Annotated in this window: 14 protein-coding genes; 13 read left to right on the forward strand and 1 reads right to left on the reverse strand. The window is 46.1% G+C overall.

The annotated features are described in order from the left end of the window. Nucleotides 1–5: 5 nt before the first annotated feature. The 13 genes from C0033_RS12625 (at nt 6) to C0033_RS12685 (ending at nt 15,188) form a co-directional block, all read left to right on the forward strand. A complete protein-coding gene (locus tag C0033_RS12625; protein ID WP_103228226.1) occupies nt 6–1,109 on the forward strand; it encodes a tetratricopeptide repeat protein in 1,104 nt (367 codons plus the stop codon). A 15-nt stretch (nt 1,110–1,124) separates the two neighbouring features. Beyond that, entirely contained in the window at nt 1,125–1,793 is a 669-nt protein-coding gene (locus C0033_RS12630; RefSeq protein WP_103228227.1) for a zinc ribbon domain-containing protein, read from the forward strand. A 76-nt stretch (nt 1,794–1,869) separates the two neighbouring features. Further along, entirely contained in the window at nt 1,870–3,711 is a 1,842-nt protein-coding gene (locus C0033_RS12635) for a hypothetical protein (protein WP_103228228.1), read from the forward strand. Between the two features lie 119 nt (nt 3,712–3,830). Next, nucleotides 3,831–6,245 carry a zinc ribbon domain-containing protein gene (locus C0033_RS12640; protein WP_180994715.1) on the forward strand — a complete coding sequence of 805 codons (2,415 nt, stop codon included), beginning with the start codon at nt 3,831–3,833 and terminating at the stop codon, nt 6,243–6,245. Nucleotides 6,246–6,314: 69 nt separating this feature from the next. Continuing rightward, entirely contained in the window at nt 6,315–6,713 is a 399-nt protein-coding gene (locus C0033_RS12645; protein ID WP_103228230.1) for a zinc ribbon domain-containing protein, read from the forward strand. A gap of 21 nt (nt 6,714–6,734) precedes the next feature. Further along, nucleotides 6,735–8,846 carry a YARHG domain-containing protein gene (locus C0033_RS12650; protein WP_103228231.1) on the forward strand — a complete coding sequence of 704 codons (2,112 nt, stop codon included), beginning with the start codon at nt 6,735–6,737 and terminating at the stop codon, nt 8,844–8,846. 39 nt (nt 8,847–8,885) lie between these two features. Next, complete coding sequence (locus tag C0033_RS12655) at nt 8,886–9,836, forward strand: SH3 domain-containing protein (protein ID WP_103228232.1); 951 nt, start codon at nt 8,886–8,888, stop codon at nt 9,834–9,836. Continuing rightward, nucleotides 9,836–11,098, forward strand: a complete 1,263-nt coding sequence (locus tag C0033_RS12660) for a M14 family zinc carboxypeptidase (RefSeq protein ID WP_103228233.1) — start codon at nt 9,836–9,838, stop codon at nt 11,096–11,098. Before C0033_RS12655 ends, C0033_RS12660 begins: the two co-directional genes overlap by 1 nt. A 120-nt stretch (nt 11,099–11,218) precedes the next feature. Next, the gene (locus tag C0033_RS12665) at nt 11,219–12,136 is read left to right on the forward strand and encodes a phosphatidylglycerol lysyltransferase domain-containing protein (RefSeq protein WP_103228234.1); all 918 of its coding nucleotides are present in this window, start codon (nt 11,219–11,221) and stop codon (nt 12,134–12,136) included. A 4-nt stretch (nt 12,137–12,140) separates the two neighbouring features. Then, nucleotides 12,141–13,175 carry a GNAT family N-acetyltransferase gene (locus C0033_RS12670; RefSeq protein ID WP_103228235.1) on the forward strand — a complete coding sequence of 345 codons (1,035 nt, stop codon included), beginning with the start codon at nt 12,141–12,143 and terminating at the stop codon, nt 13,173–13,175. A gap of 43 nt (nt 13,176–13,218) precedes the next feature. Then, nucleotides 13,219–13,941, forward strand: coding sequence for an NAD-dependent protein deacylase (locus C0033_RS12675; RefSeq protein ID WP_103228236.1), 723 nt, complete (start codon nt 13,219–13,221; stop codon nt 13,939–13,941). Nucleotides 13,942–13,956: 15 nt separating this feature from the next. Next, nucleotides 13,957–14,967, forward strand: coding sequence for an L-glyceraldehyde 3-phosphate reductase (mgrA, locus tag C0033_RS12680; protein WP_103228237.1), 1,011 nt, complete (start codon nt 13,957–13,959; stop codon nt 14,965–14,967). A 14-nt stretch (nt 14,968–14,981) separates the two neighbouring features. Then, nucleotides 14,982–15,188 (forward strand): DUF951 domain-containing protein, encoded by a 207-nt coding sequence (locus C0033_RS12685; protein WP_103228238.1) that lies wholly within the window; start codon nt 14,982–14,984, stop codon nt 15,186–15,188. Here the strand turns inward: C0033_RS12685 and C0033_RS12690 are convergent. Then, complete coding sequence (locus C0033_RS12690) at nt 15,160–15,831, reverse strand: GntR family transcriptional regulator (RefSeq protein ID WP_103228239.1); 672 nt, start codon at nt 15,829–15,831, stop codon at nt 15,160–15,162. The two genes, C0033_RS12685 and C0033_RS12690, sit on opposite strands and share 29 nt — an antisense overlap. Between the last annotated feature and the right edge of the window lie 8 nt (nt 15,832–15,839).

Here is a 15,839-nt window from a genome sequence, read left to right on the forward strand (position 1 = left end):
TGAGTATGAAAACAAAGTATAAGGTTTTGCTGACAGTGATTATACTGATTTCCGGTATTATCTGCGGTTTCGTGCTTTCCTTCCGTTATTCCGGCCAGGTCAATCATTTCATCGGCGGGCGGCAGCTGGCCCGGGCTGAAAAGTTCATGGATCAGATGGATTATGAGCAGGCAGTGATCGCATTTCAGACGGCCATTAAGATAGAGCCTAAGAGATCGGACGCATACCTTGGTTTGGCATCCGCTTATCAGATCATGGGAAAACAGGATGAAGCGGTTCAGGTATTGGCCGCAGGCTATAAAACCACGAAAGACAGCCAGGTTTCAAGACAGCTGGAAGATATTGTCCTGGAGATGTACGAAGCTTATATGAAGGATGGCGACTATGATAAGGCGGAGAAGATTCTGGAAATCCTTTATCAGGCCACCGGGGACAGGGGGACGAAAAAGAAGATCGACGGCCTGAAAGAACAGGCCAGTCTGGACCAGCAGAGCCGTCAGCTTCTGGAACGGCTGTACAGAGCCTGCGAATCGGGAAATATGGATTATGTGAAGGATATTCTGAATACATCCGAGTATCAGACCCTTCTTGCAGGCGTTAATGACAGAGTGATCTATCCTTTGGGCACGGGAAAGGCCGTGGCGGTATTCCCGAACAAGGCGCTTTACTATGGAAATTTGGAAGAAGGAAAACGGGACGGTTCCGGCATCTGGCTTAAATCGGATGCGGAGAGCACCAATATCTATGAAGGACAGTGGAGCGGGGATATGCCGGAGGGAACCGGAACCGTAACATTTACTAAATATTCTGCCAGAGGAACGGTTCTTTATACAGCCCGTACCAGCGGAACTTTCTCAAAAGGAAAAGAAAACGGCGCCATGACTCTGGTGCATATGCAGAACAATGAAACGAATACGTTCAGCTACAACGCTTCGTCGGGAATCGCGGAGCCGATGAACGGAGTGGTCCAGAACCGGAACGGCAATCAGTACGTGGTGGCCGTATCCAGGGAACACAGTGAAAATGAATTTATAACAACGGCCACAGAGGAATACGGAGTTTACGGCTTTATCACAGGCGCAGGTAATTCTGCGATACCGATTTCATAAAGGGGGGATTTGGCGATGATATGTAAAAATTGCGGGAAAGAAATATCCGATCAAAGCAAGTTCTGTCCGAAATGCGGAACACCTGTAAAGCAGCCGGAGAAGATACAGGCGGAACCAAGCGTACCGAAAGATCAGGTCTGTGCCAGATGCGGCCATCCGGTGCGGCCGGGCAGTAAATTTTGTTTGAAATGCGGATTTAGAGTAGAGGATTTGCCGGATACGTCGGGAGACACCGAATATCTGGCCCCGGAAGAGTATGGGGATGAAACGGAAGTGCTTATGCCCCAGGGAGAACGCCAGGCGGGAGCTGTGATCTTCCCATCACCGCCGCCCGCGCCCATGCCGGCTCCGGCTGTTCCACAGGCCGGAATGCAGAACCCTCCGGTTAAGAAAAAGAGCAGAGCCGGGCTGTTTGCCGCCCTTGCCGCAGTTTTATTTATAGCAGCTATAGCAGCGGGAATTTGTATCTATCTGTTTGTGGCACCGATGATGAATGGAAAGTCCAGCCCGCTGTTTAACCAGAAGGCTGGTATTCAGGACGAGATAGAGGAGACTGAGGGAACAGCGGAGGAAGACGAAAGCGCAGAGGAAGACGAAACCACAGAGGAAGGTGAAACAGATTCTGAAGGCGAAACTACGGAAGCGGAGAGTACAGAACCGATATTTGGCATCAAGGAGCAGTAAAGATAAAGTTGGAACCTCAATAGAAGAAGCGTGCAGTTTAAGACTGTAAAAGCCATGGGAGAATGGGGAGGCAGGTATGAAAAAGATAAAAATTTCGGTGTTGGCAGCAGGAATAGTAGTTGCCGCGGCTGTTATAGGGATAGCGGCATTTGGAATCGTACGCTTCAGGGATGGTAAAGGAGAGGGCTCATCAGTATCATATATTAAAGATAATGGGCTTTACCGGTATAATGTAAAATCGGGAAAAGAGATTAAGCTTTCCTCAAATGCGGTCAGTGAATCTGACAGGTGGTATGCCCGGTATTCGGCTTTAAATGATATTCAAGAAAGTCCGGACGGGAAATATGTCTTCTTCTATGAAGATTATGATAGTTTTTATGGGAAACTCTGTTATATGAACCAGAATAAAAAGGATGCTTCCAAAGAAAAGATCGACAACGACGTGTCCCTTTTTGAACTGGCAGATGATAATAAAGTGATCTATATGCAGGATACCGGCACATTATACATGTATGATATAAAGAGCGACGAAAAAGAAAAAATAGGAGTTGATGCGGTCTCTTTTACTGTTAGTGAGGACGGAAAAAATTTGTTTTATACTACAGAGGATTCAGATATTTATTATATAAAGATAGAAGAGGACGCTGATAAGGAAAAGCTTGCTTCCGATATTGAGGATCTTTTATATTATACAAAAGATTTGAATACTATTTACTATACAAAAGAATCGGATATCTACTGCATCAAGAACTTAAAAGATAGAGAAAAAGTTGCTTCAGATGCAGTCCCAATCGGAAGCTATAATGACAATGCAGGTATTTACTATACCAAGAATGTGGAGCAGGTATTTACCAGCGATACGGTCTTGATTGATGATTTTGCTGCTTCCGATGCCGACTTGCCGCAGCCACTGGCCGGAAAGTACACGAAGAAGGAACAGACTTCTACAGGCAAAACTATTATGGTTACTGACAATGAAGCATTTAATGCGGCTAAAGAAAAGTATCGTGAAAAACAGCATCGTGATACTTTAAGGGCACGGTTTAAGGCGGAATTGGAACCGTATTTAAGAGAATGTACGGATATCTATGCTTATGACGGTGCGGAACATGAAGTGTTAAAGAAGGCTGCAGTTCCTTTACCACTGGGATGGAACAGCCAGATGTGCTATACTTTCTGTTGGGGGGAAACGAAAATTCCAACGATTAATCTATCTGATATTGAAAGTTATGAGGATATAACAGAATTTATATCTCAGGAATTTGAGAACATAGCGGAAGACGGGACTAATGCTTACCTTTTAGTTGACGGCAAGGCGGTACCATTTACATATGACAGCAGTGTGATGTACAAAGTGGATGAAGAGGCTGGTATCATTTATGGGGCACGGTTCAGCATAGATTCAGAATCTGACAAGAAGAATTATAGTGAATTGTTTTCTGTAACATATTCGGATGCCGGAGTTGGGGAAGCAGTTTCTATTGATAATGATTTGGATAAGGACAGTGCGTTATCGTCATTGAAAAACGGGGTTATGTACTATTATAAAGACTATGACAGTGAACTCCGGACAGGAACTTTATATTGTAATGGTGATGAAATTGATCAAGATGTGTATTATCATTATTACGATGAAGGCAGCAAGATGCTTTATTATCTGAAGGAGAAGAGCAAAAGCGGCAATGGAATGCTTTGCAGTTATGATGGAAGCAAGACAGCAAAGTTAATTGATGATGCAGTGCTTTTCAACATTGTGGATGGCAAGCATGCAGTTGTTTTAGTTAATTATAGTACCAAGAGAAAAACCGGGGATTTGAAACTGGTGTCTGTAAAAGACGGTGGCAAGCCAAAGAAAATAGATGAAGATGTCAGTTTAATCCAGGACAGTTTAGGTAATTATGGCGTGTTGACAAACTAAACAATGGTTGGCAGTTTTATTCAATGGTTAAGGCAGCTCCCTAAAAGCTGAATTAAAATAACAAAAGAGGCGGCAGAAACCTGACAAACGGGAAAATGCAGCAGAATAAGGAGGCAAGTATGAAAATTTGCAGAAATTGTGGCCATGAGATGAATGACGATGAATTATTTTGTTGTGAATGTGGTACAAAGGCAGAGGAGCAGGAAACTGCAGCAGAAGTAACCCAGGAGACAGAGGGCGAAAAGGACGAAGAAACAGAAGCCATCGAAAAGGCGCTGGATGCAGCGGTTGAGGAAGAGCAGACGACCGCAGAGGAAGAAACACTCATCGCGGATCAGACCGGGGCGGAAGAAGAATATGTGACGGCCAAATTGGATGAACCGATATTTTGCCCGAACTGTGGAATGAAAAATGAAGCGGACGGAATGTTCTGCCAAAACTGCGGAGCTCCGTTAAACGAAATCAATACGGCGGACGCCGCCGTACCGCTGCAGTCAGAAGCGGTTCCGGCTGCAGATCAGGTGCAGCCGGAAGAGCCGGCAGTTTCAGAACCGGCCCAGGCAGTTCCTATCTATTGTCCGGCCTGCGGCACGCTCAACGACGCATCCGACGCATTTTGCCAGAGCTGCGGCGCCAATCTCCATGAATCAGCGCCAATGCCTCAGGAAATCCCGGCTCCGGTTAAGAAAAAATCAAAACTGCCGGTTATTATAGGCGGGATTGCAGCCGCTGCCGTAGTGGTAGGAGCAGCGGCATTTGGAATCAGCCGTTTTGGCGGAGGAAAAGGAGCAAATCCGGACATTAAATATGTGAAGGATACCGGAATTTATCAGTACAATATAAAAGCGAATAAGGCTTTGGAGTTCACTTCCAAAGGCGTTGAGAAGAACGCACCGTATTATGTGCTCTACAGTGCTTTATCCGGCATCCAGGAGACCAAAGACGGTAAATATGAGTTTTTCTACGAAAATTACGACGGGTCAACGGGAAAACTCTGCTACATTGATAAGAAGAAACAGAGCGATAAAAATGATACCACGGAAAAGATTGACAATGATGTTACTTCGTTCCAGGTTACGGATGATAACAGGGTAATCTACATGAAACGCGGCACCGACACCCTTTATATCTATGATCTGAAGGGCGACGAGAAAGAAAAAGTGGGATCGGATATCTATACTTATATGCTCAGTGAAGATGGAAAAACGATGTTATATATTACCAATGATATGGATATGTATTACAGAGAAACAAAGATGGATGCTGATAAGGAGAAACTAGATTCAGACGTATACTATTCTTATTATTACACAAAAGATTTAAACACCATTTACTATACAAAAGATACGGATATCTACTGCATGAAGAATTTGAAGGATAAAGAAAAGGTTGCTTCAGATGCAACTCTTTTGGGAAGCTATAATGACAATGCAGGTATCTATTATACAAAAACCTCAGATGAGGCAATTACAGTCAAAGATATAGTAGATGATGATATGGCTGCAGCTGATGCGGCGATGTCAGAGCCTTTGAAATCCAACTATACAAAACAGGAGCAGAGCTGGTTTGGCGGAACGAGAACCGTGACGGATTATGACGCTTATAATGCGGCAATGGAAGCGTATCGTGAAAAAGAGAGCAGAGATGAGATTCGTGAAGCTCTGAAGGACGAAACGTCATTTTATATGGGTGAATTTTTAGATATTTACGCTTATGACGGCACGGAACACGAGCTGTTAAAAAATGCTTCCAGCCCGGAAGATATCGGAATTTCGGATTGGATTTATTATACATACTGCTGGGATGACGTGGAACTTCCTACAGTAAAATTATCTGAACTTGAAAGCGCTTATGATGTTTCCAGTGTCGTATTCGAGGCAGTTGATAAGCTGGCTGAAGACGGAATGGACGGTTATCTTCTGGCAGACGGAAAGGCAGTGCCGTTTGCCTATGAAAGCGACGTCGAGTATACGGCGGATGGAGATTCAAAAACGATTTACGGAACCAGATATACCTTTGATGAAGATACCTACAATACTACTTACGAGGAACTGTTCTCAATGAAATATTCGGACAGCGGAGTTGAAAAGCCGGTTACCATCGATGATGACCTGGGTGAAAGGTACTCTTCCCAATATCCGGAAAGCGGAAAGATGTATTACTATAAGGATTATGATAATTCAAAGGGACAGGGAACCTTGTACTGTGACGGTGAGGAGATCGATGACGATGTCTATGTCTACTATTATGATGAAGATACGCAGAATCTCTATTACCTGAAAGAAAAGAGCAAGAGCGCCAGCGGAACTCTCTGCCGTTACGACGGCGGAAAGCCTGTAAAACTGATGGATGATGTATCATTCTTCTCTGTTGCAGATAATCAGTATGTAGCAGTTTTGGTGGATTACAGCAATAAGCGCCTGAAAGGCGACCTGAAGCTTATATCCCAAAAGGACGGCAAGAAGACGAAAAAGATTGATGAGGATGTCAGATGGCTTCTGAACGGAACGGGAAGCTATGATATGTTTTACTAATTGCAGCGCTCAGGCTGTAGGAAAATAGATTAAATAATTTATAATTTTTATTCACAGGAGGATAAGGCAATGGCAGACATTAAAAATTCATTTTCAAAAGGTTTAACTATGTTAAACGTAAAAACATCCACATTCTTGGAGATCAACAAAATTAAGACTTATATTTCCACATTGACAGGCGAGATTGAGACGCTGAAAAAGGAAATCGGCGATCTCGTATATCAGGAGTGGAGCGCTACGGACAATGTGACGTTAGACATGATCAGCGACAAACTGAATGCAATTAAAGAAAAACAGGAAATCATTAAAACACAGGAAGAAGAAGTTGTTCGTTTAAATGAATCCGAAAAACAGATTTTAGGAGCTTCGGAAACAGCACAGCAGGCAGTTCTCGTATGCCCGAACTGCGGCCAGACCTATGATGCGGCACCTAAGTTCTGCCGTAAATGCGGAACGAAGATGAACTAAACAAACAGGGAGGAACAGAGTATGTTTTGCAGAAAATGCGGAGCGAAAATTCCCGATGAATCCGAGTTTTGCCCTGAGTGCGGGACGAAGATCGTAAGGAAAGCAGGTCCAAATGATAATAACGGGGCGGCGTCGAATAAGGCGTCCGGCCCGTCGGCACCGAATCCGGCAGTACCAAACCAGACACCGCCGAAACAGACGGCTCCCAAGCAGGCGCCGCCAAGGCAGGCAGCGCCGAATCCGGCGCCTGCACCGATGCCTAATCCCTATCCGGCAGAGCCGAAAAAGAAGAAATTATGGCCTATTTTCCTTTGCATGGGGCTGGTTGTAATTTTGATTGCAGGGGCCTGCGGATTTTTAGGGCTCCAGGTGCTGAAAAAGAACAAAACGCAGCAGTTTGAACAGGAATATGTGGCGGTGGAAAATCAGCTGAAGAAATATTCTTATGAGAATATCTCGGAGTATAAGCAGCTGATGAGCGACTGCGAAGACGCAGTTCAGGCAAAGGCCACAAAGGAATTTGCAGGTTTGTCTGAAAAATTGAAAGCGGCTTCCGCTGAGATTGAAGAGCTTCATACGGTGATCGAAGAGGCCAAGACAAAGCAGGAATCCCTGTCAGGGGCCACCGGCGGATTCGTTATGGATGAGGCCAGACAGTCGGAATACAACAGCCTTGTGAAGAAGTACACCAAAGCGGTGGACAACCTGGATAAGGATTCCATCTTATCCCTTAGTAAAGAGCTGGACGAGTTCATTACCCAGCTGCAGGAAGAGAACAAAACAAAGGCAGAATCTTCCTATAACAGTCTGTTGAATGCGGATCTGACCAATGCCTATGAATCCGAAAAACAGATCATCCAGACCTATCAGACCCAGGTGAAAGAGAAAATGGACGCCGGCGATTACATAGGAGCCAGCGAAAGCCTTCAGAAATGGCAGAAGGTGATCGATTCCATCAATGGCCAGACGGATTACAATATGGGCGTGGAGCAGGTTGACGTATCCACCTTCCCGGTTGTAAAGCTCTATGTCCGTGTAGAAGATAAAAATACAGGCGAAGCCATTGATGACCTGAAAGCCGACAGCTTCCACTTGGCAGAGCGGATGGAGGGAAGCGGTTCCTTTACGGAGAAGACCATTATCAAAGCCGTACAGCTGGATGAAGTGGAAAACTTAAATATCAACATGGTGGCCGATATCAGCGGAAGCATGTCCGGAAGCGCTTTAACGGCAGCCAAGAACGTGATGAACAGCTTCCTTTCAGGAATCCAGTTCCAGATCGGCGACAAGGCGTCTCTGATCACATTTGCGGATCAGGTATATACGAATATTGGCTTTACTTCTGACTACAACCAGATTTCAAACACAATTAACTCCTTAGGCGCGTCGGGAAGCACGGCGTTCTATGATGCGTTATATGTGGCAGTCAACCAGACCGCCATGCAGAGTGGTGCAAAATGTATCATCGCATTTACCGACGGACAGGATAACATGAGTAAATGTGATCCGGCCATCATCACAGAACTGGCAATCCGGTATAAGATTCCGATCTTCATCATCGGTATCGATCCAAGCTTAGATACTTATACCATGAATTCCATCGCCAACAGCACCGGAGGTTTTTACCGCAATGTCAACGATATCAGCGACATGTCCGAGATCTATTCAGCCATCTACCGTCAGCAGAAAGAGATGTACCTGCTGGAATATGAGACTCTGAATCCGGATGCCACAACAGCGGTCAGATCCGTAACGGTTAACTACAGCGATGATCAGGTAACCGCAAGAAATGCCTATGAATTTGTTCCGGCCGTTTACATGGAAGCAACAGTTTCACAGGCGCTGCTGTTTACCAATGATTTCGTAATCTATGACAGCGATTCCAGATATATTACTGCCGCCGACTTAGCCCTGCTCACACAGGAACAGCTTCGTCTGGCGCGTAATGAGATCTATGCACGGCGCGGCCGTCTGTTTAAGGACGCCTATCTTCAGGATTATTTCAATCAGAAGTCCTGGTATCAGGGAACCATTTCACCAGACGCTTTCAGAGAAACCATGTTTAATGATTATGAAAGGGCCAACGCTTACTTTATCGCAGATTATGAGAGATTAAAGGGATATCTGCAGTAAAGAGTATCAGGAAATGGGCAGCTAAAAGGAGAGAATGAGATGAAGATATGCAGTAAATGCGGGGCTCAATTAAAAGATAACGCTAAATTTTGTACGAAGTGCGGCAATGTAATTGCCGATCAGCCGGCGGCTTCACAACCGCCGGTGCGGCCGGCGCCACAGGTCCGCCCTCCGGCACAGCAGCCGGAAAAAAAGAAAAGCGCCAAGCCGTTTATTATCGTGTGCTGTGTGCTGATCGCATTAATGATTATAGGAACGGCTGCATTTGTGGCTGTGAACATGAAGAAACCGGCATCAGAACCGGTGGGAATTGAAGAGCCGGACGAGGACGAGAGTGAGATGGAAACAAAGGAGGGGGAAGAGACTTCGGAGGAAGAAACGGAGGCTCAGACCACAGAAGCGGAGACGTCGGAAATTCCGTCTTCAGCGGCAGCGGAATCAACTCCTGTTTTTGCTGAGACAGAGGCTTCCACCGGCGCGGCAGCCGGTTGGACCTATCCTGAGACGGTTCCTGCGGCGACTACAGCGCCTGCAACTATGGCGGCTAATGTTACCTATGTCACATATTATGTGGTAAACTGCAATGAAAGCATTACCCTTAGGACAAGCCCGTCCACATCTGCCGGCGAAATCTGCCAGATTCCTCTTGGATCTGCGGTCAGCTATGTGGAGACGGCGGATAACGGTTTTTATAAGATTATTTATAACGGTAAGACAGGATACGGACTGGCGTCTTATCTGAGCCAGAGTAAACCGGCAGTGACGGGAAATACAGGAAGCAATACCACGGTTTACCGCACATTTTATGTGGTAAACTGCAACGAGAGCATTACCCTCAGGACAAGCCCGTCCACATCGGCCAGTGAAATCTGCCAGATTCCTCTTGGATCTGCGGTCAGCTATGTGGAAAGTTCCTCCAATGGCTTTTATAAGGTGATCTACAACGGCAGTACAGGATATGCATTGGCGTCTTATTTGGAGGAATATTAATGGATAACGGACAGAAAAAGATCATAGCGGCCGGCATTCTTGCTGTAGCAGTTACAGCCGGTATATGTATCGGCACGGTGGCATTTGTAAGCTCCCGTGCCGATGTCCAGGTTACGGCCCTGGCGGCAGAAAGCAAAAAGGATAAAAAGGCGTCAAAAGGCCAGGAGGAAAGCACAGCCGGCATGGAGAAAAAGGAAAAGGAAATAAGCACGGAAACAAAGGATGAACCGGTGTCCGAAACATCTTCGGCAAATGCGGAGGAAAGTTTGGCGGATCAGGAAAAAACTTCTGAAAATCCTGGCGAAAGCCAGCCCAGCCCGGAGAGCAGCGCCGCCGCTCAGGTAGATTTAAATGAAATTATAGTGGATAAAGACCCGGCATTGTATTCCTACGAGGATATGGAACACGATATGAAATTGTGGGAAAAAGCCTTTCCCCAGTTAATTACTATAAATTCTTTGGGAAAAACCTTTGACGGAAGAGAAATTTATGATATGGTAATTGGGGATATTAATGCTCCAAACCATGTTATGATCAATGCATCGATTCATGCAAGGGAATATATAACTACCCAGCTGGTTATGAAACAGACGGCTGCATTTTTGCAAAATCCGGAGACAAGCGGACAATATCTGAATGATACGGTGATCCATGTGATCCCTATGATCAACCCGGACGGAGTCACAATCAGCCAGTTTGGCCTGGACAAATTAAATAAACAGGAAACAAAGGATCTGGTTCAGGTAATCAGCCAGTTGGACGGTGCCTCGGATATGAACTCCTATCTGAGAAGGTGGAAAGCCAACGCTCAGGGCGTGGACGTCAACCGAAATTTCGATGCCCTTTGGGAAGATTACGGCGGCCCGGCCCAGGTATCCTCCGACCGGTATAAAGGCGAGGCGGTAGGATGTATACCGGAGTCAGCGGCTTTGATCCAGCTGACCAATACGTATAATTTTGTTAAAACGGTGAGCTACCATACCCAGGGCGGAGTGATATACTGGTATTTCGGACAGACCGGCGAGCTGAGGGATAAGACGGAAGGCATGGCTCAGGCTGTTTCGGCCGTGACCGGATATCCGCTGGATGCGAATTATCAGAATCTGGACCCGGCAGGATATAAGGACTGGGCGATCTCTAAAAAGGGCATTCCAAGCCTGACTATAGAAGTCGGAAGAGATACTTCTCCGGTTGACCCGGCTCAGTTTCAGGAGATATGGAACAAGAATAAAGAGGTGTGGAGTGTTATCTTAAATTATTAGGGGCATACTAATGCGTAATTGAAACCTTATTTTTGCGGCCTGCGGTACGCATCCTGTGATAATAAGGTTTCAAATGCGCTCTGAGAGCAGGAAAAGCAGCATAAGAAGAAAGGATGGATTATGAATTTAGTTTTTAAAAAAGTAGACGCTGAGGATATTGTAAAGCTGACGCCTTATTTTAATTTAAGAAGCAACAGAACGTGTGACAGTGTATTTCTGGACAGCTTTTTGTGGAGAGAATACTATAATGTAAGATATGCCCTTGTGGAGGGCAAGGCTCTGTTATGGCTGATGAGCATGGACGGAGAAGAGCACAGCGCGATGCCGATGTGCCGTCAGGAAGACCTTCCAGTTTATTTCAACATGATGGTGGATTACTTTAATCAGGTGCTTAAAAAGCCGTTTAAGATCTATCTGGCAGACGCGGAAGCGGTGGAATATCTGAACCTGGACCCGGAACGTTTTTCCGTGACGGAACAGGAGGATTTAAAAGATTACCTCTATGACGCCCAAGCGCTCAGAACTCTGGCCGGAAAAAAGCTTCATAAAAAGAAGAACCATCTGAACGGATTTTTAAGAGAGTATGAAGGACGGTTTGAATACCGGGCTCTCTGCTGTTCCGACCGCCATGACGTGTGGAATTTCCTCACGAAATGGAGGGACAAGAAGGGTGAAGAAGTGGAAGAACATCTGGACTATGAAGTGGAAGGTATCCACGAAATCCTGAAAAACTGCGCGGCTCTGTGCGTACGCATGGGAGGCGTATATATTGACGGAAGTTTAGAGGCATTTACGATAGGAAGTTTTAACAGCATGGAAAAGATGGCTGTGATTCATATCGAAAAAGCCAATCCTGAGATTCACGGATTGTATCAGTTCATCAACCAGCAGTTTTTAATCCATGAGTTTCCGGAAGCGGAACTGGTGAACAGGGAAGACGACTTGGGACTGGAAGGGCTGAGAAAAGCCAAGATGTCCTATAACCCGGTTGACTTTGCAAGAAAATATCTTGTTTTGCAGAAAGATTTTAAAGGATGAGCCTATGATTGGTTATCTGAATGAAGAGGAAAAGAAGAGATCAGAAATATTGTGGAAACAGGCATTTCCGGAAGATTCCGAAAGCTTTGACCGGTACTATTTCTCAGAAAAGATGAGAGAAAACAGGGTGCTGGCAAAAACGGAAGATACAGAACTTGTGTCTATGGCTCACCTGAACCCTTACCTGGTTCAGGCGGGCGTCTGCGTCTGGCGGTCTGATTATATCGTGGGGGTGGCTACCCATCGGGACAAGCGCCACCGCGGCTATATGAGAGAGGTGCTGACGCGGATGATGCAGGACATGTATGAGGAAAAGATGCCGTTTTGTTTCCTTATGCCGGCAGATGAGAGAATTTATCTGCCGTTTGATTTTACCTATATATTCGATCAGCCCCATTGGAAGCTGAAAGAGGGAGCCCCGCTGGAACGCGTTTCTTTAGAAGGCTCCGGCAAAACCCCGGCAGAGCTGGCCGCGTTTATGGAAAACTGGCTGTCTGACCGCTATGAGGTGTACTGTAAGAGGGATGAAGCATATGTGAACATGCTTTTAAAAGAGCTGGACAGTGAAAACGGAGAGACGAATCTTTTGTATCACGGAACTCGTTTAGTTGGTATGGAAAGCCAGTGGGGAATTGATAAAAAGGAACAGAGGCTACTTTACTGCGAACCGGAATATGTGGAAGAGGAAAAAGAGGCTTCACCGGCCATTATGGCGCGGATCATCTGCATGGAGCGTTTTGTGGAGGCGGTATGTCTGAAAGAAAGCTGCCCGGAGGAAGAGATTACGGTCCGACTGGCAGTGGAAGATAAGTTTTTGCCGCAGAACCATGGAAGCTATCTGTGGCATCTAAATCATAAAGGGTCCTGCCTTGAAAAGGTGAGCGGTGAAATTTTGCAGCAGGATGAGGCGGAGGACTGCCCGGTAATTTCTGTGGGCCGCCTGACTGCCTGGCTGTTTGGGTATTCCAGGGAATGCGGGGCGGAATGGATGAGTAAGGTGAAAACTTTGGAAGGCGTTTTTCTGGATGAAGTGGTATAATTGAGTATAGTGTGATAATAGATAACAGAAAGGCGGGTATGATATGGCAGATTCAATGGAAACTTTGAAACAATGGATTGAAGAAAGCGGAAACATCGTATTTTTCGGCGGCGCAGGAGTATCCACGGAAAGCGGGATTCCCGATTTTCGAAGCGTGGACGGCTTATATAACCAGGAATACAAATATCCGCCCGAAACGATTATCAGCCACAGCTTTTACCGGAAAAATCCGGAGGAATTTTACCGTTTTTACAAGAGCCGCATGATATTTTCCGACGCGAAGCCCAATGCGGCCCACATTGCATTGGCTAAGCTGGAGCAGCAGGGCAAATTAAAGGCGGTGATCACCCAGAATATTGACGGACTCCATCAGGCGGCCGGCAGCCGGGAGGTGATGGAACTTCACGGTTCCATACACCGGAATTATTGTACCAGATGCGGCCAGTTCTATTCCCTGAAGGAGATTATGGAGATGGACGGGGTGCCGCGCTGTAAATGCGGCGGAATCATAAAGCCGGATGTGGTTTTATACGAGGAAGGGCTGGATCAGGACACGCTGAGCAAATCCGTGGGATATATTAACCATGCGGATATGCTGATCGTGGGAGGAACTTCTCTCACTGTATATCCGGCGGCGGGATTAATTAATTATTATAAGGGCAGTAAACTGGTTTTAATCAACCGGAGCGTTACGCCGTTGGACAGCCAGGCGGATCTGGTGATAAGCGGAAGTATTGGAGAAGTTTTAGGAAGCATTGTTGAATAAAAGGAGGACTTACATATGTATCAGGCAGAAACATCGAGATATGAAAACATGGAGTACAGGAGATGCGGTAGAAGCGGGCTGAAACTTCCTGTGATTTCTCTTGGTTTGTGGCAGAATTTTGGCCTGGAAAAACCGTTGGAAGATCAGAAAACCATTATATTTAAGGCATTTGACAGCGGAATTACCCATTTTGACCTGGCTAACAATTATGGAAGTCCGGCAAAGGGAAAAGCGGAAGAGAATTTCGGGCAGATATTAAAGGATGATTTATCGTCCTATCGTGACGAGCTGGTTATCTCTTCAAAGGCGGGCTATGATATGTGGCCGGGACCTTATGGAAACTGGGGTTCCAGAAAATATCTGACAGCCAGCCTGGATCAGAGTTTAAAACGCCTGGGTCTTGAGTACGTGGACATCTTTTACCACCACAGACCTGACCCGGAGACGCCGATTGAGGAGACGATGGGAGCGCTGTCAGACCTTGTAAAGAAGGGAAAAGCTCTTTATGTGGGCATCTCAAATTACAGTGATGAAGAGGCGAAAAAGGCCATAGCGGTTCTTAAAGAGAACAAAACACCATGTCTGATCCATCAGCCCAGATACAATATGTTTGAACGCTGGGTAGAGGACGGACTTTTGAATACACTAGAACAGGAAGGCGTGGGCTGCATCGCTTACAGCCCGCTGGCACAGGGAGCTCTGACGGACAAATATTTAAAGGGAATTCCCGAAGGATCAAGGGCCAGCCGCACCGGATCTACGGTTGCAGGCCGTTATCTGACAGAAGAACGCCTGGATCAGATCAAAAAGCTGAATGCGATTGCAGAAAACAGAGGACAGTCCCTGGCTCAGATGGCATTATCCTGGATTTTATCCCATAAAGGTCTGACTTCCGTATTGGTGGGAGCCAGCAGCGCCGGACAGCTGGAAAACAGCATCGCAGCGGTGGGTAAATTGTCATTTGAACAGGCAGAGCTTGACCGGATTGAAGCAATCATTGGCAAAGGCCCCGGATTATTAGCATAGGAGGTTGACAGATTATGCCCGGACAATGGGTTTATGAAGTAGGAGATATTGTGAAATTAAAAAAGCCGCATCCCTGCGGCAGCAATGAATGGGAAATCCTGCGCGTGGGCGCGGATTTCCGGTTAAAGTGCATGGGATGCAGCCATCAGGTTATGGTAGCCCGTAAACTGGTGGAGAAAAACACCCGGGGACTCAGGAAACCGGAACAAAATAATCTTTAAATTCCGTATAGATCAACTGGCCAAGCCGGGTTATGCCGCCGTAAAGGTGCTTCTTCATAAGAGGCTCAATTGCGGCGGTATCTTTACGCTCTAAAATGTCCAGAAGTTCTTCATGTTCTTCTATAATCTGTTCAAAATTCTTCATTTCCACAATATCCATCATGCGGAAACGGGAATAGTCGCTGTCCGTCTTCTGTATCATCTCCCAGATGTAATTTTTCTTTGTTTCTAAAAACCAGATGGAATGAAGTCTGCTGTCCAGCTCATAAAAATCTGCGGGTTCAAATGATCCGGAGATCAGCTTTCTGGATTCCCGCACCAGATGGCGCATCTTTTCTATGGAGAGCAGGTCGCAGATCTTGGTAAAATCCCGAAGCACCATGGTTTCCACGGCCAGGCGCTGATAGATCATCTGGTTTACGCTGTCCAGATCGAGGAGAGTGACTGTGGTTCCTTTATAAGGCGTGATGGTGACTAAGCCGTTCTCCTGGAGGCGCTGCAGGACGCCGCGGATGGGCGTGCGGGACACGTTGAAACGGGCGCAGAGTTCATTTTCGCTCAGCACCTTTCCTGGTTCCAGCGTCAGGTTAATAATTTCTTCTTCCAATATCTTGTAGATAGCATCGCTGTTTAGAGTATCCATAAATCCCC

Source organism: Clostridium sp. chh4-2 (assembly GCF_002899675.1).
Taxonomy (GTDB): domain Bacteria; phylum Bacillota; class Clostridia; order Lachnospirales; family Lachnospiraceae; genus CHH4-2.